This window comes from Streptomyces sp. NPDC043853 (assembly GCF_056436025.1).
On sequence record NZ_JBWKDJ010000010.1, the window covers coordinates 239,889 to 262,958 of the forward strand.

Genomic DNA, 23,070 nt, shown 5'->3' on the forward strand with positions numbered 1-23,070 from the left:
CGGGCGCCGGCCGGATAACCGGAGGCGGAGCGCCGCGGGCGCGCCCTAGCCTGGCGCGATGACCGAGATCGTGATCACGACCGTCGCCGAGCGCCCCGAACTGGCCGCCCGCCTCTGGGACATGGCGGACTCCTGGCCCGCCTTCTCCCTCCAGGACCCGGTGAGCTTCCTGCTCTACGGCCGGATGGTCAAGGAACTCCCGGAGTACGTGCTCATCGCCACCGAGGGCGACACGGTGGTCGCGCGCGCCTTCAGCGTGCCCTTCGCGCTGGACGCCGAGGGGCGCGGCGAGCTGCCGGCCCGCGGCTGGGACCAGGTCCTGCTGTGGACGTTCTCCGACCTGCGGCACGGGCGCGAGCCGGACACCGTCAGCGCGATCGAGATCAGCGTGGCCGCGGACCGGCAGGGCGAGGGGCTGTCCGGCCGGATGCTGGCGGCCATGCGGGACAATGCCCGGTCGCGCGGCTTCTCCCTGGTGGTGGCGCCGGTCCGGCCCAACCGGAAGTCCGCCGAGCCGGACGCCTCGATCCACGAGTACGCGTACCGGACTCGCGAGGACGGCCTGCCGCACGACCCCTGGCTGCGCGTGCACGTCCGCGCGGGCGGGGTCGTCGACTCGGTGGCCCCGGCCTCCATGACCGTCTCCGGTTCGCTGGCCGAGTGGCGGTCCTGGACCGGACTGCCCTTCGACCAGGCCGGCCCGGTCGTCGTGCCGGGGGCGCTGGTGCCCGTGGAGTGCGACCCCGAACAGGGCTACGCCGTCTACGTGGAGCCCAACGTCTGGGTCCGCCACCCTCTCGTGGACTGACGCCGTCCCGGGATCGGTGCGAAGATCCTCACTGGGCGAGTGCTCCGCCGGACGGACCGCGTCGCGGACCTGACGGAGGGGCGTGACAAGTGCGCACCCCATGCCTTTGCATAAACGTGCAGGGAAACGTATAGTCATGCCATCTAGGAGGAGGGTTCGATGGTGGTACGTGTTGCGGTGGCCGGAGCGAGCGGATATGCGGGCGGCGAGGTCCTGCGCCTGCTGCTCGCCCACCCCGAGGTCGAGATCGGTGCCCTGACCGGCAACTCCAACGCCGGACAGCTCCTCGGCAGCCTGCAGCCCCACCTGGTCCCGCTCGCCGGGCGCACCCTGGAACCGACCACGGCCGAGGTCCTGGCTGGGCAGGGTCGACGACATGACGTGGTCTTCCTGGCGCTGCCCCACGGGCAGTCCGCCGCCATTGCCGCCCAGCTCGGCGAGGACGTCCTCGTCGTCGACATGGGCGCCGACCACCGGCTGCGGAGCGCCGCCGACTGGGAGAAGTTCTACGGCTCCCCGCACGCCGGCACCTGGCCCTACGGCCTGCCCGAACTCCCGGGCCACCGCGCCGCGCTGGAGGGGTCCAAGCGCGTCGCCGTTCCCGGCTGCTACCCGACGGCCGTCTCGCTGGCCCTCGTCCCCGCCTACGCGCAGGGACTCGCCGAGCCCGAGGCCGTGATCGTCGCCGCCACCGGCACCTCCGGCGCCGGCAAGGCCCTCAAGCCGCACCTGCTCGGCTCCGAGGTCATGGGCTCCATGAGCCCCTACGGCGTCGGCGGCGGCCACCGCCACACCCCGGAGATGGCGCAGAACCTGTCCGCCGCGGCGGACGCCCCGGTCTCCGTCTCCTTCACGCCGACCCTCGCCCCGATGGCCCGCGGCATCCTCGCCACCTGCAGCGCCAAGGCCGTCCCCGGCACCACCGCCGAAGCGGTGCGGGCCGCGTACGAGAAGGCGTACGCCGAGGAGCCGTTCGTACACCTGCTGCCCGAGGGGCAGTGGCCGGCGACCGCCTCGGTCTACGGCTCCAACGCCGTCCAGCTCCAGGTCGCCTACGACGAGTCCGCCGGGCGGATCATCGTCGTCAGCGCCATCGACAACCTGACCAAGGGCACGGCCGGCGGCGCCGTGCAGAGCATGAACATCGCCCTCGGGCTTGCCGAGGGCCTGGGACTTTCCACGATCGGAGTCGCACCGTGAGCTCCCCCGGCCACCGCCGGGAGGTGCCCCCAGCACGCGCGGCCACCGGGCCGCAGAGGACGACGACGGCCGCGCCGGTGCGCCGCGCGGGCGACAGCGACATCAGCCGCTCCCGCGGCGGAGCGAACGAGGAGATGCAGTGAGTGTCACGGCAGCACAGGGATTCACGGCCGCGGGCATCGCGGCCGGGATCAAGGCCAACGGAAACCCGGACCTGGCCCTCGTGGTCAACAACGGGCCGCGTCTGGCCGCGGCGGGCGTCTTCACCTCCAACCGCGTCAAGGCCGCTCCGGTCCAGTGGTCCGAGCAGGTCCTGCGCGGCGGCGCGGTCAGCGCCGTGATCCTCAACTCCGGCGGCGCCAACGCCTGCACCGGCCCCAAGGGCTTCCAGGACACCCACGCCACCGCCGAGAAGGTCGCGGCCGTCCTCAACGACAAGGGCATCGGCGGCGCCGAGCACAACGCCGGCGAGATCGCGGTCGCCTCCACCGGCCTGATCGGCGTCCTGCTCCCGATGGACAAGCTGCTCCCCGGGGTCGGCACCGCCGCGGACGCGCTCTCCGCGGACGGCGGCGAGGCCGCCGCCATCGCCATCAAGACCACCGACACCGTGCACAAGACGGCCGTGGTCACCCGGGACGGCTGGACCGTCGGCGGCATGGCCAAGGGCGCGGGCATGCTCGCCCCCGGCCTGGCCACCATGCTGGTCGTCCTCACCACCGACGCCGACCTGGACAGCGCCGCGCTCGACACCGCGCTGCGGGCCGCCACCCGGACCACCTTCGACCGGGTGGACTCCGACGGCTGCATGTCCACCAACGACACCGTCCTGCTGCTCGCTTCCGGCGCCTCCGGCACGGTCCCCGCGGCCGGCGAGTTCGCCGAGGCCGTCCGGACCGTCTGCGACGACCTGGCCCGTCAGCTGATCGGCGACGCCGAGGGCGCGAGCAAGGACATCCGCATCGAGGTCACCGGTGCCGCCTCCGAGGACGAAGCCGTGGAGGTCGGCCGGACCATCGCCCGGAACAACCTCCTCAAGTGCGCCATCCACGGCGAGGACCCGAACTGGGGCCGGGTACTGGCCGCGATCGGCACCACCTCCGCCTCCTTCGACCCCGACCGGCTGGGCGTCGCCATCAACGGCGTCTGGGTGTGCAAGAACGGCGCGGTCGGCGAGGACCGCGAACTGGTCTCCATGAAGGACCGCGAGGTCGTCATCACCGCCGACCTGAACGCAGGCTCCGCCTCCGCGGTCATCTGGACCAACGACCTGACGTCCGAGTACGTCCACGAGAACAGCGCGTACTCCTCATGACCGGCACCGCGCGGAAGCACACCGCGCTCCCCAAGGCCCAGACCCTGATCGAGGCCCTGCCGTGGCTCACCCGCCACCACGGCAAGACCGTCGTGATCAAGTTCGGCGGCAACGCCATGGTCAACGAGGAGCTGAAGGCCGCCTTCGCCCAGGACGTGGTCTTCCTGCGGCACGCCGGCCTCAAGCCCGTCGTGGTGCACGGCGGCGGCCCGCAGATCAACGCCCAGCTGGACCGGCACGGCCTGGTCAGCGAGTTCAAGGCGGGCCTGCGGGTCACCACCGACGAGGCCATGAGCGTCGTACGGATGGTCCTGGCGGGCCAGGTCCAGCGGGAACTGGTCGGCCTGCTCAACCAGCACGGGCCGCTCGCCGTCGGCATGACCGGCGAGGACGCGCACACCATCACCGCGACCCGGCACACGCCCGAGATCGACGGCGAGCTCGTCGACATCGGCCGGGTCGGCGAGATCACGACCATAGAGACCGGGGCGATCGAGGCGCTGCTGGCGGACGGCCGGATCCCGGTCATCTCCTCCGTCGCGCGCAGCGCGGACCCGGGCGACACCGGCGTCTTCAACATCAACGCCGACACCGCCGCGGCCGCGCTCGCCGCCGCCCTCGGGGCCGAGACCCTGATGGTCCTCACCGACGTCGAGGGCCTCTACGCGGACTGGCCGAACAGCGACGAGGTCATCAGCCAGCTCACCGCGAGCGAGCTGGAGAAGCTGCTGCCCGAGCTGTCCAGCGGCATGGTGCCGAAGATGGAGGGCTGCCTGCACGCCGTCCGCAACGGCGTGCGCACGGCCCGCGTGATCGACGGGCGGGTCCAGCACTCGATCCTGCTGGAGATCTTCACGGACGAGGGAATCGGCACGATGGTCGTGCCGGACGGGAACGGAGGGGGAGGACAGTGACCGGCACCACCAACATCACCGGCACCACCGGCAGCACCGGCGGCAACCAGGAGTTCAGCGCACGCTGGCAGAAGGCGCTGACCAACAACTACGGCACCCCCGCCGTCGCGCTCGTCCGAGGCGAGGGCGCCCAGGTCTGGGACGCCGACGGCAAGCAGTACACGGACTTCGTCGGCGGCATCGCCGTCAACGCCCTCGGCCACGCCCACCCGGCCGTGGTGGAGGCCGTGACCCGGCAGATCACCACCCTGGGCCACGTCTCCAACCTGTTCGCCTCCGAGCCCGTCCTCGCCCTTGGCGAGCGGCTCCTGGAGCTGTTCGGCCGCGAGGGCAGGGTCTTCTTCTGCAACTCCGGCGCGGAGGCCGTCGAGGCCGCCTTCAAGATCGGCCGACTGACCGGCCGGAGCCACATGGTGGCCACCGACGGCGGCTTCCACGGCCGGACCATGGGCGCCCTCGCGCTCACCGGCCAGCCGAAGAAGCAGGAGCCCTTCCTGCCCCTGCCCGGCGAGGTCACCCACGTCCCCTACGGCGACGCGGAGGCCCTCCGGGCCGCCGTCACCGAGGAGACGGCCCTGGTCGTCATCGAGCCCGTGCAGGGCGAGAACGGTGTCGTGGTGCCGCCCGCCGGCTACCTGGAGGCCGCCCGCGAGATCACCCGAGCCACCGGCACCCTGCTCGTGCTCGACGAGGTGCAGACCGGCATCGGCCGCTGCGGCCAGTGGTTCGAGCACCAGGCCCACCACGGGGTCGAGCCCGACATCGTCACGCTGGCGAAGGGACTGGGCGGCGGCCTTCCGATCGGCGCCGCCGTCGCCTTCGGGGACGCGGCCGCGCTGCTCCAGCCCGGCCAGCACGGCACCACCTTCGGCGGGAACCCGGTGGCCTGTGCCGCCGGCCTCGCCGTGATCGACACCATCGCCTCCGAGGGGCTGCTCGACCGGGTCAAGAACCGGGGCGAGCGGCTGCGGGCCGGGATCGAGGGGACGGGCCACCGGCTGGTCTCCCACGTCCGCGGAGCCGGCCTGCTGCTGGGTATCGTGCTGACCGAGCCGCTCGCCGCGCAGGTGCAGCAGGCGGCTCAGGAGGCCGGCTTCCTGGTCAACGCGCCCGCCCCCGACGTCGTACGGCTGATGCCCCCGTTCGTCGTGTCGGAGGCCGAGGTGGACGCGTTCGTCGAGGCGCTGCCCGGCATCCTGGACGCGGCAGGCGGGGACGGACGATCCGGAGAATGAGACGACGATGAGCCAGGCGCAGGACAACGACCAGGTCGGGCCCTCGGTTCCGCAGACCCGTACCGCCCGGCACCGCCGGATCGTGGACATCCTCAACCGGCAGCCGGTGCGCTCCCAGAGCCAGCTGGCCAAGCTGCTCGCGGACGACGGCCTGAGCGTCACCCAGGCGACGCTCAGCCGGGACCTCGACGAACTGGGTGCGGTGAAGATCCGCAACACCGGCGGCGAGCTGATCTACGCAGTGCCCAGCGAGGGCGGTTTCCGTACCCCGCAGGCACCGCTCGGCGAATCCGCCAAGGAGGAGCGGATGCGCCGTCTCTCCGGGGAACTGCTGATCTCCGCGGAGGCCTCGGCGAACCTGGTGGTCCTGCGCACCCCGCCGGGGGCGGCCCAGTTCCTGGCCTCCGCCATCGACCAGGCCGAACTGCACGCCGTCCTCGGCACGATCGCCGGCGACGACACGCTGATGCTGATCAGCCGCGACCCGGCCGGCGGCCAGGCCCTGGCCGACCACATGCTGCGCCTGGCGCAGAAGGAGAGCTGAACGGCGGGAGAGCCGATCCGCATCCCGGGCTCCCGCTCCGTCACCTGCTAATAGCGGGTGACGGAGAGGGGGCCCGTTTCCGTGCCCACCGCGATGTGCGGGCGACGCCGCGGGTCCGCCCAGCGCAGGATGGCCCGCATCGCCCGCTCCGGCACCGACACGCAGCCGGCCGTCGCCCCCTTGCCGTTGACGTGCAGGAAGATGCCCGCGCCCCGGTTCCGCACCGGCTGCGCGTAGTTGAAGCCGATGACCAGGGCGTGCGCGTACTGGGCCGCGTACGTCACCAGGTGCTCGGCCTCGCCGGGCCGGCAGTCCGCGGGCAGCTGCTCCACCCAGCGGTTGTACGCGGACGAGCCGTTGTCCTGGCACCACCAGGAGTCCGGGGTCACCGGCCGGTACCGGACGTGGGTGCCGACCGGGGCGCGCCGGATCCCGAAGGCGTACGGGAGGTCGTACAGCCCGGTCGGGGTGGTGCTGGTGCCCTGCTGCCGGGCGGCCCCCTCGGCCAGCCCGTTCTTCCCGAACCGGGCCTCCGCGCTGCCCGCCTCGAACCAGTGGCCGGCGTGCCGGTCCCACCAGGTGACCCTTCCCGTGGTCGAGCCCGGGGCGGGCGCGACGGCGGTGATCAGCTGGCTGCCGCCGCCGGTGTCGGCCATCCGGGCGGGCAGCGGCGCGGACCGCGGCGGCGGGAGCGGCGGCACGGGCGGGCCCGGCGGCGGTACGGCGGGCAGGGGCGGGACGGTGACGAGGGCGAGGCCGAGCAGCGCGGCGAGGGCTGATCCGATCACACGTCAGACGCTACGCGGAGGCAGGGGCAGGGGCAGGGAAGGCAGGCCGTCGATGGAGTGGCCCATGTCCTTCTTCTCGCAGTACGCGGCGAACTCGTCGTCCGTCTTCCGGGCGAAGTAGTCGGCGTGCAGGGTGCGCTCCTCCTGGTAGTCCATGAGCGGCACGGCGTAGCCGCAGCTGTCGGAGACGCGCGTGGCGCGCACCAGGATCACCGCGCGCAGGGCCGGCCCGTCGGCGTCCCCGAACAGACCGATCAGCTCGCCCCATCGGGGGTCGTCACGGAACACGGCCTCGCCCTCGCCGTGCACCCGGAGGATCTTCGGAGGCCCGGAGAAGGCGCACCACATGAGGGTGATCCGGCCGTTCTCGCGCAGGTGGGCGATGGTCTCGGCGGTGCTCCCGCCGAAGTCCAGGTAGGCGAGGGTCTGTTCGTCGATGACCACCAGGGTGCCCGCCCGGCCCTTGGGGGAGAGGTTGACGTGTCCGTCGCCGGAGAGCGGAGCGGTCGCGTGGAAGAACACCGGCTGGGCCTCGATGAACTCCCGCAGCCGTCCGTCTATGCGTTCGTAGGTTTTTCCCATGAAGGGATTATCGGCCCGTCATGATCGGTGTGGAGCGGGGGTTTCAGCGTGCCAGGCCGATCCGGCCGGCCCGCAGTGCCAGTTCCCCTTCGTCCCAGGGGCCATACGTCGGGCAGCCGCGCCGCGTCGAGATGACGAAGCCCGCTTACCGCGGCCGCCCGCACGGTGCCCACGGGGTCCGCCGCAGCGCCGCCGACAGGATCCGCCGGGCCCGTTCCCGGACGGGGGCCACCCAGTCGGCGCACCGGATGACGACCAGGGGCAGCAGTGCGCGGTCGGTCTGGGTCGCGGCGAGGGCGCGCTGCCGGATCCGGCCGTCGGGGCGGCACAGCGCGGTCTCCGGCCGCGCCTCCAGCTCCCGGTCCGGCATCCGGGGCAGGCTCCGTACGCCGGCGTCCAGTGCGATCCACGCGTGGGGGTCGGCGAGGTCCGGAAGCCGCTTCGGCAGTTCCCCGCCGAGCCGCCGCCCGGCTGCCCCCCCGCGCGCGCGACCCGCCCCTCCGGCCGTGTACCGGCTTCGATGTCGCCTCCCTGCGACCCGTACCGATGCCGGGCGCCCGACTCCGCCCTGCGCGCCCGTATGTCCCGCCCCTTGCCTGCTCGCGGGCGGGCAGGGGCCACGAGGCGCATTCTGGCAGCAGGGCCGGGAACGAGGCCCGCGCGCGGATCTTGACAAAGCCCGGCACGGCTCGATTGACGAAACATACGGAGTCATGCATAGTTATGCCTGTCAGTGAATGCACCGTAAGGAGAAACCCGTGACCGAGCGCGTCGTACTCGCCTACTCGGGCGGCCTGGACACCTCCGTCGCCATCGGCTGGATCGCCGAGGAGACGGGCGCCGAGGTCATCGCCGTTGCCGTGGACGTCGGCCAGGGCGGCGAGGACCTGGACGTCATCCGCAAGCGCGCGCTCGCCTGCGGTGCCGTCGAGGCCGAGGTCGCGGACGCCAAGGACGAGTTCGCCAACGAGTACTGCCTCCCGGCGATCAAGGCCAACGCCCTGTACATGGACCGCTACCCGCTGGTCTCCGCGCTCTCCCGGCCCGCGATCGTCAAGCACCTCGTCGCCGCCGCCAAGAAGCACAACGCCTCCGTCGTCGCCCACGGCTGCACCGGCAAGGGCAACGACCAGGTCCGCTTCGAGGCCGGCATCCAGGCGCTCGGCCCGGACCTGAAGTGCATCGCCCCGGTCCGCGACTACGCGATGACCCGGGACAAGGCGATCGCCTTCTGCGAGGAGAAGCAGCTCCCGATCGCCACCACCAAGAAGTCCCCGTACTCCATCGACCAGAACGTCTTCGGGCGGGCCATCGAGACGGGCTTCCTGGAAGACATCTGGAACGCGCCGATCGAGGACATCTACGAGTACACCTCGAACCCGGCCCTCTCGCGTGAGCCCGACGAGGTCGTCATCTCCTTCAAGGAGGGCGTCCCGGTCGCCATCGACGGCAAGCCCGTCACCGTGCTCCAGGCCATCCAGCAGCTCAACGAGCGCGCCGGCGCCCAGGGCATCGGCCGGATCGACATGGTCGAGGACCGCCTGGTCGGCATCAAGTCCCGCGAGGTGTACGAGGCCCCGGGCGCGATCGCGCTGATCACCGCCCACCAGGAGCTGGAGAACGTCACCGTCGAGCGCGAGCTGGCCCGCTACAAGCGGCAGGTCGAGCAGCGCTGGGGCGAGCTCGTCTACGACGGCCTGTGGTTCTCCCCGCTCAAGCGCGCCCTGGACGGCTTCATCAACGAGGCCAACCAGCACGTCACCGGCGACATCCGGATGACCCTGCACGGCGGCCGCGCCACGGTCACCGGCCGGAAGTCCGAGGAGTCGCTGTACGACTTCAACCTCGCCACCTACGACACGGGCGACACCTTCGACCAGTCCAAGGCGCAGGGCTTCATCGACATCTTCGCCCTCTCCGCGAAGATCGCCGCCAAGCGCGACCTCGGCTGAGACCCGTCGGCTGAGACCGGCAGCACGCCGTAACCCCGGCGACCGCCTCCCCGTTACCTCCGCGCGGGGAGGCCGTCGCGTACTGGAAGCAGTCCTCAAGGAGCATCAGCAGTGAGCAGCAACAACGGTGACGTCCGGCTCTGGGGCGGCCGGTTCGCCGACGGCCCGGCCGAGGCCCTCGCGAAGCTTTCCGCCTCCGTCCACTTCGACTGGCGGCTGGCGCCGTACGACATCGCCGGCTCCCGAGCGCACGCCCGCGTGCTGCACAAGGCCGGCCTGCTGACCGCCGACGAGCTGGACCGCATGATCGCGGGCCTGGACGCGCTCGAGGCGGACGTGGCCGACGGCTCCTTCACCGGCACCATCGCCGACGAGGACGTGCACACCGCGCTGGAGCGCGGCCTGCTGGAGCGGCTCGGCCCCGACCTGGGGGGCAAGCTGCGGGCCGGCCGGTCCCGGAACGACCAGGTCGCCACCCTCTTCCGGATGTACCTGCGGGACCACGCCCGGATCATCGGCGGCCTGATCGCCGACCTGCAGGACGCGCTGGTCGGCCTCGCCGACGCCCACCCGGACGTGGCCATGCCGGGCCGGACCCACCTCCAGCACGCCCAGCCGGTGCTCTTCGCCCACCACGTGCTGGCCCACGTCCAGGCGTTCTCGCGGGACGCGGAACGGCTGCGGCAGTGGGACACCCGCACGGCCGTCTCCCCGTACGGCTCGGGCGCCCTGGCCGGTTCCTCGCTGGGCCTGGACCCGGAGGCGGTCGCCGCCGACCTGGGCTTCGAGCGGGGCTCGGCCGGCAACTCCATCGACGGCACGGCCTCGCGCGACTTCGTCGCCGAGTTCGCCTTCGTCACGGCCATGATCGGGATCAACCTGTCCCGGATCGCCGAGGAGATCATCATCTGGAACACGAAGGAGTTCTCCTTCGTGACGCTCCACGACGCGTTCTCCACCGGCTCCTCGATCATGCCGCAGAAGAAGAACCCGGACATCGCCGAGCTCGCCCGCGGCAAGTCGGGCCGTCTGATCGGCAACCTGACCGGCCTGCTCGCCACCCTCAAGGCGCTCCCGCTCGCCTACAACCGGGACCTCCAGGAGGACAAGGAGCCGGTCTTCGACTCCTGCGACACCCTTGAGGTGCTCCTTCCGGCCTTCACCGGAATGATGGCCACCCTCACGGTCAACCGGGAGCGGATGGAGGAGCTCGCCCCGGCCGGCTTCTCCCTCGCCACGGACATCGCGGAGTGGCTGGTCAAGCAGGGCGTGCCGTTCCGGGTGGCGCACGAGGTGGCCGGCGAGTGCGTGAAGGTCGCCGAGTCGGAGGGCAAGGAGCTCGACGGCCTCACCGACGACCAGTTCGCGAAGATCTCCGAGCACCTCACCCCCGAGGTCCGCACGGTCCTCAACGTGCCCGGCGCGCTGGCCTCCCGCAACGGCCGCGGCGGCACCGCCCCCTCGGCGGTCGCCGTCCAGCTCAACGAGCTCAAGGCGGACCTGGTGATCCAGCACGCCTGGGCCCAGCACAAGCAGTGACGCTGCGCAGGCAGTAACACCGACAGACCCCCGAGGGGGCGGCCGGGGCGGACGGGCCCCGGCCGCCCCCTCGGTGCGTCCAGTCTCGGATCCCGCACCCCGCCTCGCTACGCCGCCCAGGCCGCCAGCGCGTCGAAGTCGGCCCGGGTCAGGCCGATCCGCTCGTCGACGCGCATCAGCAGGGCGTGCGCGAGGTGGTGCCGCTCGACGTACTCGCGGTCCGCGGCCGTGATGTCGTCGTCGATCCAGGCGAAGGGGCGGGCGCCGGCGTATTCGAGGACGTACTGCGTCTTCCAGAAGGTCCCGGCCGGGGCGCGGCCGTGCATCTGCGGCCAGTCGATGTAGGGGAGCCGGGGCAGGCCCAGGTGCGGGCTTATCCAGTCATTGGCCTCGTCCTTCCAGGTCGTGGCCCACACCAGGTCGTATACGTCCGCCAGTGCGAGCAGCTCCGCGCCGTGGCCGTGGTTGAGCCAGACGCGCAGGGGCTTGGCGCTCTCCGCCCCGGTCCAGCCGGTGGGGCGCATGCGGTGGGTGGTGTAGCCCTCGGGTCGGCGCTCCGGCTTGGCCGCGTACGGGTTCAGCGGGCCGTCGACGTCGATCAGCAGCAGTGGCTTCATCGCCTCAGGGTTCCTCTCCGCCCGGCTCCGGGCAGCTGGTTTTCTCGGTTCCACGCACACCGTGGGTCATCACTGCCTCGAATGAGACATCAACGTCTCATTCGAGGTATGCTTGTCTCATGGCCATGGATCGTGACCAGGTGCTGCGCGCTGCCGCCGCCCTGCTCTCCCGCAAGTCGACCGCCACGATGGACGAGGTGGCGAAGGCCGCCGGCATCGGCCGGGCGACCCTGCACCGGCACTTCGCCGGCCGCGACGCCCTCGTCCGCGCGCTGGAGGACCTCGGCATCCGGGAGTTCGAGGGTGCCTTCGACCGGGCGCGGCTGGAGGACGGCTCCGCCGTCGACGCGCTGCGCCGGCTCGTCGCCGAGTCCGAGCCCAACGCCCAGCTGCTCGCCTTCCTCGTCACCGAGAACCAGCTGTTCGAGGGCGACCAGGTCAACGAGGGCTGGGCCCGGCTCGACGCACGGGTGTCCGCCCTGTTCAAACGGGGCCAGGCAGAAGGCGACATCCGCATCGACCTGAGCCCCGCATGGCTCACCGAGGCCCTCTACGGCCTCATCGGAACCTGCGCCTGGGCCGTCATGGACGGCCGGGTCGCGGCCAAGGACTTCCAGTACATGATCATCGAGCTGTTGCTCGGTGGCGCCCGACGGAGTGTGGAGAAATGACCGGGACCCAAGCACTGACCAGCCCGAGCGGAACGGAGGTCAAGAGCCCCGGACGCTGGCTGGCCCTGTCCGTACTCGTGCTCGCGGTGCTGCTGGTCGCCGTGGACGCGACCGTCCTCGGCCTCGCCACGCCCGCGCTCTCCGAGGACCTCCAGCCGTCCGGTAGCCAGCTGCTCTGGATAGGCGACATCTATTCCTTCGTCATCGCCGGCCTGCTCGTCTCCATGGGCTCCCTCGGTGACCGGATCGGCCGGAAGAAGCTGCTGCTCACCGGCGCCACCGCCTTCGGCGCCGTGTCCGTCCTCAACGCGTACGCGACCAGCCCCGAGATGATGATCGTGGCCCGGGCGCTGCTCGGCGTCGCCGGCGCGACCCTGATGCCCTCCACCCTGGCGCTGATCCGCAACATCTTCCACGACCCCAAGGAGCGCAGCCTCGCCATCGGCATCTGGGGCGCCACCGCCTCCGCCGGTGCCGCAGTCGGCCCCGTCATCGGCGGGTTCCTGCTCCAGCACTTCTACTGGGGCTCGGTCTTCCTGATCAACCTCCCCGTGATGGCCGTCCTCGTCCTCGTCGGCATCAAGCTGCTGCCCGAGTCGAAGAATCCGGTCGCCGGCCCCTGGGACCTGGTCAGCGTCGCCCTCTCGCTGGTCGGCGTCATCGGCGTCGTATACGCGATCAAGGAAGCCGCCACGCACGGACCGACCTGGGAGGTCTGGTCCGCCGCGGTCATCGGTGCGGCCGCCCTGTACGCCTTCGTACGGCGCCAGTTCACCCTCGCCTCACCCCTGCTCGACATGCGGCTGTTCCGGCACCGGGGTTTCTCCGGGGCCGTCCTCGCCGACCTGCTGACCGTCTTCGGCCTCTCCGGGCTGGTCTTCTTCCTCTCCCAGTTCCTGCAACTGGTCCAGGGGCGGGAGCCGTTCGAGGCCGGCCTGGCCGAACTGCCCGCCGCCATCGGCGCCGTGGTCACCGGTCTGATCGCCGGACAGTACGCCCGGAAGTACTCCGTGCGCGGGGTCGTCGCCGGCGGCCTCGCCGCCATCGGCCTGGCCCTCGGCGTGCTCACCCTGGTGCACAAGGAGACCGGCTACCCGCTGCTCGGCGTGGCCCTGCTGGCCGTCGGCCTCGGCGCCGGCTTCTCCTTCACCGTCACCGCCGACGTGATCCTCTCCAGCGTGCCCAAGGAGCAGGCCGGTTCGGCCTCCGCCGTCTCCGAGACCGCGTACGAACTCGGCGCCGCCCTCGGCATCGCCCTGCTCGGCTCCATCGTGACCGGCGTCTACCAGGGCTTCACCGCCCCGGCGGGCGTCCCGGCCCAGGCCGCGGCGGCCGCCCACGAGTCACTGGGCGGGGCCGTCGAGGCCGCGCACGCCCTGGACCCCGCCACCGGCACCGCCATGGTGGACGCCGCGCAGGCGGCCTTCACCGACGGCCTCCGCCTCGCCTCCGGCGTCGGCTCGCTGGTCCTGCTCGCGACCGCCGTCGCCGCCTGGTTCCTGCTCCGCGGACAGAAGCTCCAGGACGGCGTCGAGCACTGAGGGAGCCGGTGCCGCCACCAAGGGGACGGTGCGCGCCCGTGGTTGACATCATGATCACGGACGCGACACCATCCCCGCGATGGAGACCACCGATCTGACCCCGGCCGAGCGCCGCATCCGGGACGCCTTCACGCGCGGCGAGGGCGTCGACTTCCGCGAGGGTCCCGACGAGAACTCCGCCGACGGTGCCTCCTGGGGCCCGGAGCGCACCGTGCGCGCCGACGTGCTGCGGGCCCTGCTGGTCAGCGGCCGGGCCGAGGAGGGCCAGGTCGCCGGGCTGAAGGTCTACGGCGCCCGCGTCACCGGCAAACTCGACCTCAAGTACGCCGTCGTCGACCACCCCGTGCGGCTGCGCGGCTGCTGGTTCGAACGCAAGCCCCTGATGTACGGCGCACAACTGAAGGCGCTGGTGCTCGGCGACTCCACCCTCCCCGGCCTGACCGCCGCGAACCTCCGGGTGGAGGTGGTGCTCCGGCTGTCCAACTGCACGATCAACGGCCCGGTCCGGCTGGCGGGTGCCCGGATCGCCGGCGGCCTGTTCCTCAAGGACACGGTGATCCACCGCTCGGTCGAGCCCGACGAGGCCGACGAGCCCCCGCTCCAGCTCAACCACGCGGACATAGGAACGGACATCATCGCGGGCGGCCTCACGGTCCACGGCCCGCTCCGCATCACCGGTGCCAACGTCGCCGGCCAGATCAGCCTCGACCGGGCCAGGCTGCTGAACCCCGGCGGCATGGCCCTGGAAGCCGAGACCCTCTCCGTCGGCACCGACCTGCGCGGCCACCGGCTGGAGGCCCAGGGCATGGTGAACCTCACCGGCGCCCGGGTCCCCTGCCAGCTCAACCTCACCCGTGCCAGGCTCTCCAATCCCGACGGGGTGGCCCTGCGCGCCAGCAGCGCCGTCATCGCCGAGCTCTGGCTGCGCAAGTGCCAGCCGATCGAGGGCATCGTCAACCTGCGCCGGAGCCAGCTGGACATGCTCTACGCCGAACCCGAGGTGTGGCCGGCCGTGGTCCGCATGGACGGCCTGACGTACCGGGTGCTGCACCCCACCCTGCCCGCCGAGGAACGGCTGCCGCTGCTGGAACGCGAGGAGGACGGGTACTCCCCGTACTCCTACGAGCAGCTCGCCACCGCCTACCGCACGGTCGGGGACGAGGCGGCCGCGCGCACCGTCCAGCTCGCCAAGCTCCGTGGACACCGCCACACCCTGCCCCGGCACGCCCGCCTCTGGGGACTGCTCCAGGACACCACCGTCGGCTACGGATTCCGGCCCCTGCGGGCGGCCGGCTGGCTCTTCGCGCTGCTGCTCATCGGCACCGTCGCCTTCGCGGTGGAGCACCCGCGCCCGCTGAAGGCGGGGGAGGCCCCCGACTTCAACCCGGTCTTCTACACCCTGGACCTGATGCTGCCGATCATCGGATTCGGCCAGGAGCAGGCCTTCGCCCCCTCGGGCTGGCAGCAGTGGCTGTCCTACCTGCTGATCGTCACCGGCTGGATCCTGGCGACCACCACGGCGGCCGGCGTCAGCCGCTCCCTGCGCCGCTCATGACCGTGCCCCGGGGCACACACCCCGGGGCACGGCACTGCGCGGCAGGACATGAGGCGCGGCTCAGGCCGCCTTCGCCTTGGTCGCGTACATGTCGACGTACTCCTGGCCGGAGAGGCGCATGACCTCGGCCATCACCGAGTCGGTGACCGCGCGCAGCACGTAGCGGTCGCGGTCCATGCCCTCGTAGCGGGAGAACTCCATCGGCTCGCCGAAGCGGACCGTGACCCGGCCCGGACGCGGCATGCCCGCGCCGCCCGGCTGCAGCTTGTCGGTGCCGACCATCGCGAACGGGACCACCGGGGCGCCCGTCATCAGGGTGAGCCGGGCGATGCCGGTGCGGCCGCGGTACAGGCGGCCGTCGGGGGAGCGGGTGCCCTCCGGGTAGATGCCGAAGATCCGGCCCTCCTCCAGCACCCGGCGGCCGGTCATCAGCGCGGCGACGCCGCCGTTGGCGCCGTCCCGGTCGACCGGGATCATGCCCGCGCCGGTGAAGAACCAGGCCATCAGCCGGCCCTTGATCCCCTTGCCGGTCACGTACTCGTCCTTGCCGATGAAGTGCACCGTGCGGTCGCACACCAGCGGCAGGATCATGGAGTCGATGAAGGTCAGGTGGTTGCCCGCGAGGATGACCGGACCGCTGCCGGGGATCTGCTCGGCCCCCTCCACGCGGATGCGGAACATCATGCGCAGGACGGAGCCGACGGTGGCTTTCAGGAACCTGGTACGCAACAACGGTGTGCCCTCCGGCATCGACAGGCGGGTGCGCACCGCGCGCTCCGGCAGTGGTGCGGGTGCGGCAGTGCAGGTGTGGACGATACTCGCGGGCTCCGCGACCGCGCACATCGGGTTCACGAGATGGATACGTCGTGTTGACGCACGTTTCCGCCATGTTCCGGCGGGGGTGGCCCCTTCGACACGCCCCGCTGCCTACGATCGCGGCGCCGATTCGGGCCGGAGGGTCCCGGTGGATGGCCGGTGATCCCGGCACCCGAGGACCACAGGCAGCCAAGGAAGACCGGGAGACGACGATGACACAGGGCGGGGCGGCACGGCGCACGGTACTGGGGGCGGCGGTGCTCGCCGCGGGCAGCGGCGCGCTGGGGCTCGGCGCGGGCACGGCGCACGCGGAGGGACCGGCCGACGGCGGAACGGCCGGAGAGGGCGGAGCGGCCGGAGCGGCCGGACCGGGCGGCCGCACCGGCGGGGGTGGCTACCGGGACCTGCCGTACCCCACGGTGATCGGCCATCGGGGTGCCAGCGGCTACCGCCCGGAGCACACCATGGGCTCCTACCAGCTCGCCCTGGACCTCGGCGCCGACGTCATCGAGCAGGACCTGGTCCCGACCCGCGACGGCCACCTGGTGTGCCGGCACGAGAACGAGATCGGCGGCACCACGGACGTCGCCGACCGCCGGGAGTTCGCCTCCCGCCGCACCACCAAGACCGTCGACGGAGTCTCGGTGACCGGCTGGTTCACCGAGGACTTCACCCTGGCCGAGCTGAAGACCCTGCGGGCGAAGGAGCGCATCCCCGCCCTCCGCCCCCGCAACACCCTCTACGACGGCCGCTGGCCCGTGCCCACCTTCGAGGAGGTGCTGCGCTGGGCCAACCGGGAGGGCCGCCGCCGCGACCGGCAGATCTGGCTGCACGTCGAGACCAAGCACCCCAGCTACTTCCGCTCCCTGGGGCTCGGTCTGGAGGAGCCGCTGGCCCGGCTGCTGCGCCGCTACGGCCGCGACCGCCACGACTCGGCCACCTTCCTGCAGTCCTTCGAGCCCTCCAGCATCCAGCGCCTGTCCCGGCTGGTCTCCGCGCCCCGAGTGGTGCTGCTCTCCCAGCCGAACACCCGCCCCTGGGACTTCGAACAGGCCGGGGACCCGCGCACGGTCGCCGACCTGGTCAAGCCCGAGGGCCTGAAGTGGATCGCCGGCTTCGCCCAGGGCATCGGCCCCACCCTGGACCTGGTCATCCCCAGGGACGCCGCCGGGAAGCTCGGCACCCCGACCACGCTGGTCCGCGACGCCCACGCCCACGGCCTGGTGCTGCACCCGTGGACCGGCCGCAACGAGAACAACTTCCTGCCCGCCGACTTCCGCAAGGGCACCGACCCGGCCGCCTACGGCGACGCGTTCGGCGCCTACCGGACCTACTTCGAGCAGGGCATCGACGGCATCTTCAGCGACAACCCGGACACCGCGCTGCTCGCCGCCGAGGACTTCCGCCCCGGCCGCCGCCCCGTCAACCGGTAGCCGGATCCTCCCGTACGAGTGGGGCGCGGCCGGCGGGGAAACCACCGGCCGCGCCCGCCGCGTCCCGCCGGGCATGAACCCGGTGAAGGTGAAACTGGCGCAGCGGTCCGCCCGCCACGGCCAGGCGGACCTGGTGAGGGAACTCGGCCCGCTGCTCTCCGCGGAGGCGGCGGCGGAAGCCCCGGCCGCGGGCGTGGACCCGGCCGACATCGAACAGGCGGTCTGGGTACGCCTCCTGGAACACGGCCCGGCCCGGCCGCCGGAACCCGCCCGCTGGCTGCGCCGCGCCGTGCGCGCCGAGGCCCGCCGCGCCCGCCGCCGCGCCCGCCGCGAGGTCCCGTGCCACGAGGTGCCGCCCAGCCAGGACGCGTACGGCGGCGCGCCGGCCGTCCGCACCGCCCCGGAGGAGGAGCTGCTCGGCCGGGAGGCGGGGATCGCTCTCCGAACGGCCGTCGCCCGATTGCCCGGACGCTGTCCGGAGCTCATTCGGGCACTTCTATCGCCAAGAGACCTCACCTACCGTGAAATCGCAGGAGAGTTGGGTATCTCACAAGGAAGTTTGGGGCCCATACGTTCCCGTTGCCTGGGATGTCTGCGCAGAATGCTGGCTGCAGAGGTTGCGGCACCCGGCCTGTGGGGAAGGGAGCCGTAGAACAACGGGCCATCAGGGTGAGCGGAGGCATGCGCACATGGGCATGAGCGTGACCATTTCGTCGGCGGCCGCAGAGGACGCGGAGCAGATCTTCAAGCTCCAGTACCTCGCGTTCCAGAGCGAGGCCGAGCTGTACGGCAACTACCGCATCCAGCCCCTCACGCAGTCCTTCGAATCGCTGAAGGCGGAGCTGGCCTCGGACACCGTCCTCGTGGCCAGGCTCGGGGACGAGGTGGTGGGGGCGGTCCGCGGCCGCACCGACGAGAGCGGCACCGGCAGCATCGCCAAGCTCTGCGTCCACCCGCGCCTGCAGGGCCACGGCCTGGGCGCCCGCCTGCTGCGCGCCATGGAGGAGTCCCTGGCCGGCACCGCCAAGGCCGCCCGCTTCCGGCTGCACACCGGCCGCAAGAGCGAGTCCAACCTGCGCATGTACCGCAACGCCGGGTACGTGGCGGTCGGCGGCCGCACCGCCTCCGACGGCATCGAACTGGTCATCCTGGAGAAGGAGGCCAAGGACGCGGCCGACGCCGCCGACTACGCCGTCAGCGCGTAACGGCAGGACCGGGACCGGCCCGGGAACAGTACCGGGAAGAGAGGAGGGGTCGGCCCGTCGTGGGCCGGCCCCTCAGCCGCGCGCCCGGCGCAGCCACAGCATCCCGGTGACCGGCAGGATCACCGGGATGAAGAGGTAGCCCATCCCGAAGTCCGACCACACGGTCGCGTCGGGGAACGCCTCCGGCCGCAGCAGCGTCCAGGTGCCCACGGTCAGTACGCCCGCCAGCTCGGCGGCGCAGCACACCAGGGCCGCCCTGCGGGCGGTCTCCCCTCCGCGCACCAGCGAGTACGTGATGAACGCGTACACCAGGGCGGCGGCCGCCGACAGCGTGTAGGCCAGCGGCGCCCGGTCGTACTCGGTGGCGATCTGGTAGACCGAGCGCGACAGCGCGCCCACCACCATCACCCCGTACAGCCAGACCAGCAGCAGGCCCGGCCCGGACACCAGGTGGGCCGGCCGTTCGCCACCCGACTGCGCCCGCACGTTCGGTGTCGGCGCGTCAGGTGTCCGCGCGTCCGGTGTCTGTCCGTCTGGTGTCCGCGCGTCCGGTGTCTGTCCGTCCGGTGTCCGTCCGTCCGGCGCCTGCCGGTCCGGCGCCTGCCCGTCCTGCGGGGTCGCGGTCGTGTCAGGCACCGGTGCCTCCCCAGATGTCGTGGAGCCGTACTTCGAGGACGGCCAGGACCACCGCGCCCGCGGCCACGGTCACCGACCCCCACTTGGTGCGCTCGGACAGCGAGAGCATCCCGGCCGCCGGGACCGCCGCGAACGCGCCGAGGAGGTAGGCGACGAAGATCACCCCGCCCTCGTCGGGCTTCTCGCCCTGCGCCAGCCTGACCAGTCCGACCGCGAGCTGCGCCAGGGCCAGCACGGTCACCACGGCCATGCCGATGAAGTGCCAGTCCTTGGTCGGCTGGTTCCGGTAGGCGGCGAAGCCGCACCACCCGGCGAGGGCCAGTGCGGCCACGCCGAGGGCGATCGTGAGGGCGTCGAGCATGCAGCGAGCGTATTACGGGCCCGGGGAACGGCTGCGCGCACCCCTGTGCGGGCAGTGGTCTTGACCACAACCCGCCCCGGTGGCCAGTGTCGCGCCGACCCCGCCGTACGGGCCGTTCCGGCACTGTCCGCGCAGGTCACGGCCGGGGACCGGGGGTCGGAGGGCAGGGTGGCTGCGCCCTAGGTGTCCGGAATGCGGCCGAGATCCGTCCGCTATCCGGACATCGTTGATCGGTCAGCGAAGGGTTCTGCTTTACTGGGGCCCATGACCACGACGAGCAACCGCACCCTTGCGACCGAGGCGATGATGACGCCCGGTGCTCGTTGTATGTGTCGAATGTGCGCCTTCTGAGGGCCTTTCTCCCACGCGCCTCGCGCCCCGAAGCGAGACCACGGCCGAGCCTGTCCGGATCTTGGACGGCTCCTGCCCGCGTCCCCCCAGATGATTCGCCCCCGTGCCGGCCGCCCGTCCGCGCCGCGCACTCGACAGCGACGGAAATCCTGTGATCACCACATCGGGCCTCACGAAGGTCTACCAGTCCCGTGGCCGCGAGGTCACCGCCCTGGACGGCATCGACCTGCACGTCCGCGAGGGCGAGGTATACGGAGTCATCGGCCAGAGCGGCGCCGGCAAGTCCTCCCTCATCCGCTGCGTCAACCTGCTGGAGCGCCCCACCACGGGCACCGTGACCGTCGACGGCGTCGACCTCACCGCACTGGCCGGCCGCGGCCGCCGCGCCGGCAAGGAGCTCCGCGAGGCGCGCAGCCGTATCGGCATGGTCTTCCAGCACTTCAACCTGCTGTCCTCGCGGACCGTGCAGGCCAACGTCGAACTGCCCCTGGAGATCCTCGGCGTCTCCGGCCGTGAGCGGTCCCGCAAGGCCCTCGAACTCCTCGACCTGGTCGGTCTCGCCGACAAGGCCAAGGCCTACCCCGCCCAGCTCTCCGGCGGCCAGAAGCAGCGCGTCGGCATTGCCCGCGCCCTGGCCGGCGACCCCAAGGTGCTCCTCTCCGACGAGGCCACCAGCGCCCTGGACCCCGAGACCACCCGCTCCATCCTCCAACTGCTGCGCGACCTCAACCGGCAGCTCGGCCTGACGGTCCTGCTCATCACCCACGAGATGGACGTGGTCAAGACCATCTGCGACTCGGCCGCACTGATGAAGAAGGGCCGCATCGTGGAATCGGGCCGGGTCTCCGAACTGCTCGCCACCCCCGGGTCCGAACTCGCCAGGGAGCTCTTCCCGCTGAGCGGCTCCGCCACCACCGAGGAGCACACGGTCATCGACGTCACCTTCCACGGCGACAGCGCGACCCAGCCCGTGATCTCCCAGCTGGCCCGGACCTACAACATCGACATCTCGATCCTCGGCGCGGCGATGGACACCATCGGCGGGCGGCAGATCGGCCGGATGCGCATCGAGCTGCCCGGCCGCTACGAGGACAACGTCGTCCCGGTGGGCTTCCTGCGCGAGCAGGGGCTCCAGGTGGACGTGATCGACGCGGAGACCGAGCTCGCCGAGCTCGCCGAGCTCCCCGAGTTCCCCGAGCTCGTCAAGGACGGTGCCCAGTGACCTGGTCGGAGATGCAGCCCCTGCTCAACCAGGGCACGTACGACACCCTCTACATGGTCCTGTGGGCCGCCGTGGTCACCGTGCTCGGCGGCCTGCCGCTGGGCGTGCTCCTGGTCCTCACCGACAAGGGCGGCCTGCTGCAGAACCGTCCCTTCAACAAGGTCCTCGGCGTGGTCGTGAACATCGGCCGCTCGCTGCCCTTCATCATCCTGCTGATCTGGCTGATCCCGGTCACCAAGTGGGTGATCGGCCTCCTCACCGGCATCCCCACCTACATCGGCCCCACCGCCATGATCGTGCCGCTGTCCATCGGCGCCATCCCGTTCTTCGCCCGCCTGGTCGAGACGGCCGTCCGCGAGGTGGACCCCGGACTCGTCGAGGCCGCCCAGGCCATGGGCGGCGGCATTCCGACCGTCGTGTGGAAGGTGCTGCTGCCGCAGGCCCTGCCCTCCCTGGTTTCCGGACTCACCACCACCGTCATCGCCCTCATCGGCTACTCGGCCCTGGCCGGAGCCGTCGGCGGCGAAGGCCTCGGCAGCCTCGCGATCACCTACGGCTACCAGCGCTTCGAGGGCGATTTCATGCTCGCCACCGTCGTCGTCCTCATCGCGATCGTCACCGCCGTCCAGCTGATCGGCGACGGAGCGGTGCGGCTGCTCGCCCGCCGCGGCCGTACGGCCTGAGCGGTTGCATGCGTCAGCGGTTGCATGCGTGACCGCGTGACCGCGGGCCGCGTGATTGCCTGACTGCCCCGGCTCGCCGGGACTGACGGCACCACAGTCCTCATCCCCCATACAGCCCGCACTTGTCGTGCTCGGGCGTAGACCGCACCACCCAAGAAAGAGGCACTCTTCGTGCGCAAGAACACCAAGCTCACCGCCGTCGCCGCCACCACCGCGGCACTCGCCCTCGGCCTCACCGCCTGCGGCAGCTCCTCCGACCCGGCCTCCGCCAAGAAGGCCGACGGCAGCATCGACACCAGCGCCCCGCTCGTCGTCGCGGCGTCCCCCACCCCGCACGCCGACATCCTGAAGTTCGTCAAGGACAACCTCGCCGAGAAGGCCGGCCTCAAGCTGGACGTCAAGGTGTTCACCGACTACGTCCTGCCCAACAAGGCCACCGAGGACGGCCAGGTCGGCGCCAACTACTTCCAGCACAAGCCCTACCTCGACGACTTCAACGCCAAGAACGGCACCCACATCGTGCCCGTCGTCAACGTGCACCTGGAGCCCCTCGGCCTCTACTCCAAGAGGGCCAAGGCCCTCACCGAGCTCAAGGCCGGCCAGACCGTCGCCGTCCCCAACGACAACACCAACGAGGGCCGCGCCCTCCAGCTGCTCGCCGAGAACAACCTGATCACCCTCAAGCAGGGCGTCGGCTCCACCGCGAAGCTCTCCGACATCACCGACGCCAAGGGCCTGAAGTTCAAGGAGCTGGAGGCCGCCACCCTGCCCCGCGCCCTCGATGAGGTCGACGCCGCGGTGATCAACGGCAACTACGCCATCGAGGCCGACCTCAAGCCCAAGGAGCAGGCCCTGGCGCTGGAGAAGGCCGAGGGCAACCCGTACGCCAACTTCCTCGCCGTGAAGAAGGGCAACGAGAACGACCCGCGCGTGGTGAAGCTCGCCGCACTCCTGAACTCCCCCGAGGTCAAGAAGTTCATCGAGGACAAGTACGCCGGCTCCGTCACCACCGCCTTCGGCAAGCCGCAGTCCTGACCCACCGGACCGGCGGCCCCGCACCCCACGAGCCAGGGGTGCGGGGCCCAGCCATGCACACCGCACG

The 23,070-nt window shown here is 71.7% G+C and carries 24 protein-coding genes; 17 read left to right on the forward strand and 7 right to left on the reverse strand.

Going from position 1 to position 23,070, the window contains the following annotated elements:
• The first annotated feature begins 58 nt into the window (after nucleotides 1-58).
• The 6 genes from AC067U_RS25620 to AC067U_RS25645 all read left to right on the forward strand — a co-directional run bounded on the left by AC067U_RS25620 (nucleotide 59) and on the right by AC067U_RS25645 (nucleotide 6,016).
• Complete coding sequence (locus AC067U_RS25620; RefSeq protein ID WP_478832098.1) at nucleotides 59-808, forward strand: N-acetyltransferase; 750 nt, start codon at nucleotides 59-61, stop codon at nucleotides 806-808.
• Nucleotides 809-967: 159 nt separating this feature from the next.
• The gene (gene argC / locus AC067U_RS25625) at nucleotides 968-2,008 is read left to right on the forward strand and encodes an N-acetyl-gamma-glutamyl-phosphate reductase (RefSeq protein ID WP_478832099.1); all 1,041 of its coding nucleotides are present in this window, start codon (nucleotides 968-970) and stop codon (nucleotides 2,006-2,008) included.
• Nucleotides 2,009-2,147: 139 nt separating this feature from the next.
• Nucleotides 2,148-3,323, forward strand: coding sequence for a bifunctional glutamate N-acetyltransferase/amino-acid acetyltransferase ArgJ (gene argJ, locus AC067U_RS25630; protein ID WP_478832100.1), 1,176 nt, complete (start codon nucleotides 2,148-2,150; stop codon nucleotides 3,321-3,323).
• Entirely contained in the window at nucleotides 3,320-4,237 is a 918-nt protein-coding gene (gene argB / locus AC067U_RS25635) for an acetylglutamate kinase (protein WP_478832101.1), read from the forward strand. The genes argJ and argB overlap by 4 nt, the downstream gene beginning before the upstream one ends.
• Before the next feature lie 14 nt (nucleotides 4,238-4,251).
• A complete protein-coding gene (locus AC067U_RS25640; protein WP_478832166.1) occupies nucleotides 4,252-5,472 on the forward strand; it encodes an acetylornithine transaminase in 1,221 nt (406 codons plus the stop codon).
• A gap of 7 nt (nucleotides 5,473-5,479) precedes the next feature.
• Entirely contained in the window at nucleotides 5,480-6,016 is a 537-nt protein-coding gene (locus AC067U_RS25645) for an arginine repressor (RefSeq protein WP_478832102.1), read from the forward strand.
• Nucleotides 6,017-6,063: 47 nt separating this feature from the next.
• On the opposite strand, the gene AC067U_RS25650 is transcribed toward AC067U_RS25645, so the two are convergent.
• From AC067U_RS25650 to AC067U_RS25660, 3 genes are all read right to left on the reverse strand, one after another.
• Complete coding sequence (locus AC067U_RS25650; RefSeq protein ID WP_478832167.1) at nucleotides 6,064-6,747, reverse strand: L,D-transpeptidase family protein; 684 nt, start codon at nucleotides 6,745-6,747, stop codon at nucleotides 6,064-6,066.
• Between the two features lie 60 nt (nucleotides 6,748-6,807).
• A complete protein-coding gene (locus AC067U_RS25655; protein ID WP_478832103.1) occupies nucleotides 6,808-7,386 on the reverse strand; it encodes a pyridoxamine 5'-phosphate oxidase family protein in 579 nt (192 codons plus the stop codon).
• A 145-nt stretch (nucleotides 7,387-7,531) separates the two neighbouring features.
• Nucleotides 7,532-7,756 (reverse strand): hypothetical protein, encoded by a 225-nt coding sequence (locus AC067U_RS25660; protein ID WP_478832104.1) that lies wholly within the window; start codon nucleotides 7,754-7,756, stop codon nucleotides 7,532-7,534.
• A 388-nt stretch (nucleotides 7,757-8,144) separates the two neighbouring features.
• Between AC067U_RS25660 and AC067U_RS25665 the strand changes: the two genes are divergently transcribed.
• Both AC067U_RS25665 and argH read left to right on the forward strand, forming a co-directional pair.
• Complete coding sequence (locus AC067U_RS25665; RefSeq protein ID WP_478832105.1) at nucleotides 8,145-9,338, forward strand: argininosuccinate synthase; 1,194 nt, start codon at nucleotides 8,145-8,147, stop codon at nucleotides 9,336-9,338.
• A gap of 111 nt (nucleotides 9,339-9,449) precedes the next feature.
• Nucleotides 9,450-10,877: an argininosuccinate lyase gene (argH, locus tag AC067U_RS25670; RefSeq protein WP_478832106.1), complete on the forward strand. Its 1,428-nt coding sequence runs from the start codon at nucleotides 9,450-9,452 to the stop codon at nucleotides 10,875-10,877.
• Nucleotides 10,878-10,984: 107 nt separating this feature from the next.
• On the opposite strand, the gene AC067U_RS25675 is transcribed toward argH, so the two are convergent.
• Nucleotides 10,985-11,494 (reverse strand): HAD domain-containing protein, encoded by a 510-nt coding sequence (locus AC067U_RS25675; protein ID WP_478832107.1) that lies wholly within the window; start codon nucleotides 11,492-11,494, stop codon nucleotides 10,985-10,987.
• Between the two features lie 119 nt (nucleotides 11,495-11,613).
• On the opposite strand from AC067U_RS25675, the gene AC067U_RS25680 reads away from it, so the two are divergent.
• The 3 genes from AC067U_RS25680 to AC067U_RS25690 all read left to right on the forward strand — a co-directional run bounded on the left by AC067U_RS25680 (nucleotide 11,614) and on the right by AC067U_RS25690 (nucleotide 15,261).
• Nucleotides 11,614-12,165, forward strand: coding sequence for a TetR/AcrR family transcriptional regulator (locus tag AC067U_RS25680; RefSeq protein ID WP_478832108.1), 552 nt, complete (start codon nucleotides 11,614-11,616; stop codon nucleotides 12,163-12,165).
• On the forward strand, nucleotides 12,162-13,706 hold the full coding sequence (locus tag AC067U_RS25685) for an MFS transporter (protein WP_478832109.1): 1,545 nt from the start codon (nucleotides 12,162-12,164) through the stop codon (nucleotides 13,704-13,706). The genes AC067U_RS25680 and AC067U_RS25685 overlap by 4 nt, the downstream gene beginning before the upstream one ends.
• 79 nt (nucleotides 13,707-13,785) lie before the next feature.
• Nucleotides 13,786-15,261 (forward strand): membrane-associated oxidoreductase, encoded by a 1,476-nt coding sequence (locus tag AC067U_RS25690; protein ID WP_478832110.1) that lies wholly within the window; start codon nucleotides 13,786-13,788, stop codon nucleotides 15,259-15,261.
• Between the two features lie 60 nt (nucleotides 15,262-15,321).
• On the opposite strand, the gene AC067U_RS25695 is transcribed toward AC067U_RS25690, so the two are convergent.
• On the reverse strand, nucleotides 15,322-16,104 hold the full coding sequence (locus tag AC067U_RS25695; RefSeq protein WP_478832111.1) for a lysophospholipid acyltransferase family protein: 783 nt from the start codon (nucleotides 16,102-16,104) through the stop codon (nucleotides 15,322-15,324).
• A 185-nt stretch (nucleotides 16,105-16,289) separates the two neighbouring features.
• On the opposite strand from AC067U_RS25695, the gene AC067U_RS25700 reads away from it, so the two are divergent.
• The 3 genes from AC067U_RS25700 (at nucleotide 16,290) to AC067U_RS25710 (ending at nucleotide 18,715) form a co-directional block, all read left to right on the forward strand.
• Nucleotides 16,290-17,510, forward strand: coding sequence for a glycerophosphodiester phosphodiesterase (locus AC067U_RS25700; RefSeq protein WP_478832112.1), 1,221 nt, complete (start codon nucleotides 16,290-16,292; stop codon nucleotides 17,508-17,510).
• Between the two features lie 73 nt (nucleotides 17,511-17,583).
• Nucleotides 17,584-18,162 (forward strand): RNA polymerase sigma factor, encoded by a 579-nt coding sequence (locus AC067U_RS25705; RefSeq protein WP_478832113.1) that lies wholly within the window; start codon nucleotides 17,584-17,586, stop codon nucleotides 18,160-18,162.
• Nucleotides 18,163-18,199: 37 nt separating this feature from the next.
• The gene (locus tag AC067U_RS25710) at nucleotides 18,200-18,715 is read left to right on the forward strand and encodes a GNAT family N-acetyltransferase (protein ID WP_478832114.1); all 516 of its coding nucleotides are present in this window, start codon (nucleotides 18,200-18,202) and stop codon (nucleotides 18,713-18,715) included.
• A 72-nt stretch (nucleotides 18,716-18,787) separates the two neighbouring features.
• Here AC067U_RS25710 and AC067U_RS25715 read toward each other — a convergent pair whose 3' ends face one another.
• Together AC067U_RS25715 and AC067U_RS25720 are read right to left on the reverse strand one after the other, a co-directional pair.
• On the reverse strand, nucleotides 18,788-19,201 hold the full coding sequence (locus AC067U_RS25715; RefSeq protein WP_478832168.1) for a hypothetical protein: 414 nt from the start codon (nucleotides 19,199-19,201) through the stop codon (nucleotides 18,788-18,790).
• A gap of 142 nt (nucleotides 19,202-19,343) precedes the next feature.
• The gene (locus AC067U_RS25720) at nucleotides 19,344-19,712 is read right to left on the reverse strand and encodes a hypothetical protein (RefSeq protein ID WP_478832115.1); all 369 of its coding nucleotides are present in this window, start codon (nucleotides 19,710-19,712) and stop codon (nucleotides 19,344-19,346) included.
• Nucleotides 19,713-20,214: 502 nt separating this feature from the next.
• Here AC067U_RS25720 and AC067U_RS25725 point away from each other — a divergent pair.
• From AC067U_RS25725 to AC067U_RS25735, 3 genes are all read left to right on the forward strand, one after another.
• Nucleotides 20,215-21,285 carry a methionine ABC transporter ATP-binding protein gene (locus AC067U_RS25725; RefSeq protein WP_478832116.1) on the forward strand — a complete coding sequence of 357 codons (1,071 nt, stop codon included), beginning with the start codon at nucleotides 20,215-20,217 and terminating at the stop codon, nucleotides 21,283-21,285.
• The gene (locus AC067U_RS25730; protein WP_478832117.1) at nucleotides 21,282-21,968 is read left to right on the forward strand and encodes a methionine ABC transporter permease; all 687 of its coding nucleotides are present in this window, start codon (nucleotides 21,282-21,284) and stop codon (nucleotides 21,966-21,968) included. Before AC067U_RS25725 ends, AC067U_RS25730 begins: the two co-directional genes overlap by 4 nt.
• 171 nt (nucleotides 21,969-22,139) lie before the next feature.
• Nucleotides 22,140-23,003 (forward strand): MetQ/NlpA family ABC transporter substrate-binding protein, encoded by an 864-nt coding sequence (locus AC067U_RS25735; RefSeq protein ID WP_478832118.1) that lies wholly within the window; start codon nucleotides 22,140-22,142, stop codon nucleotides 23,001-23,003.
• Nucleotides 23,004-23,070 lie beyond the last annotated feature (67 nt).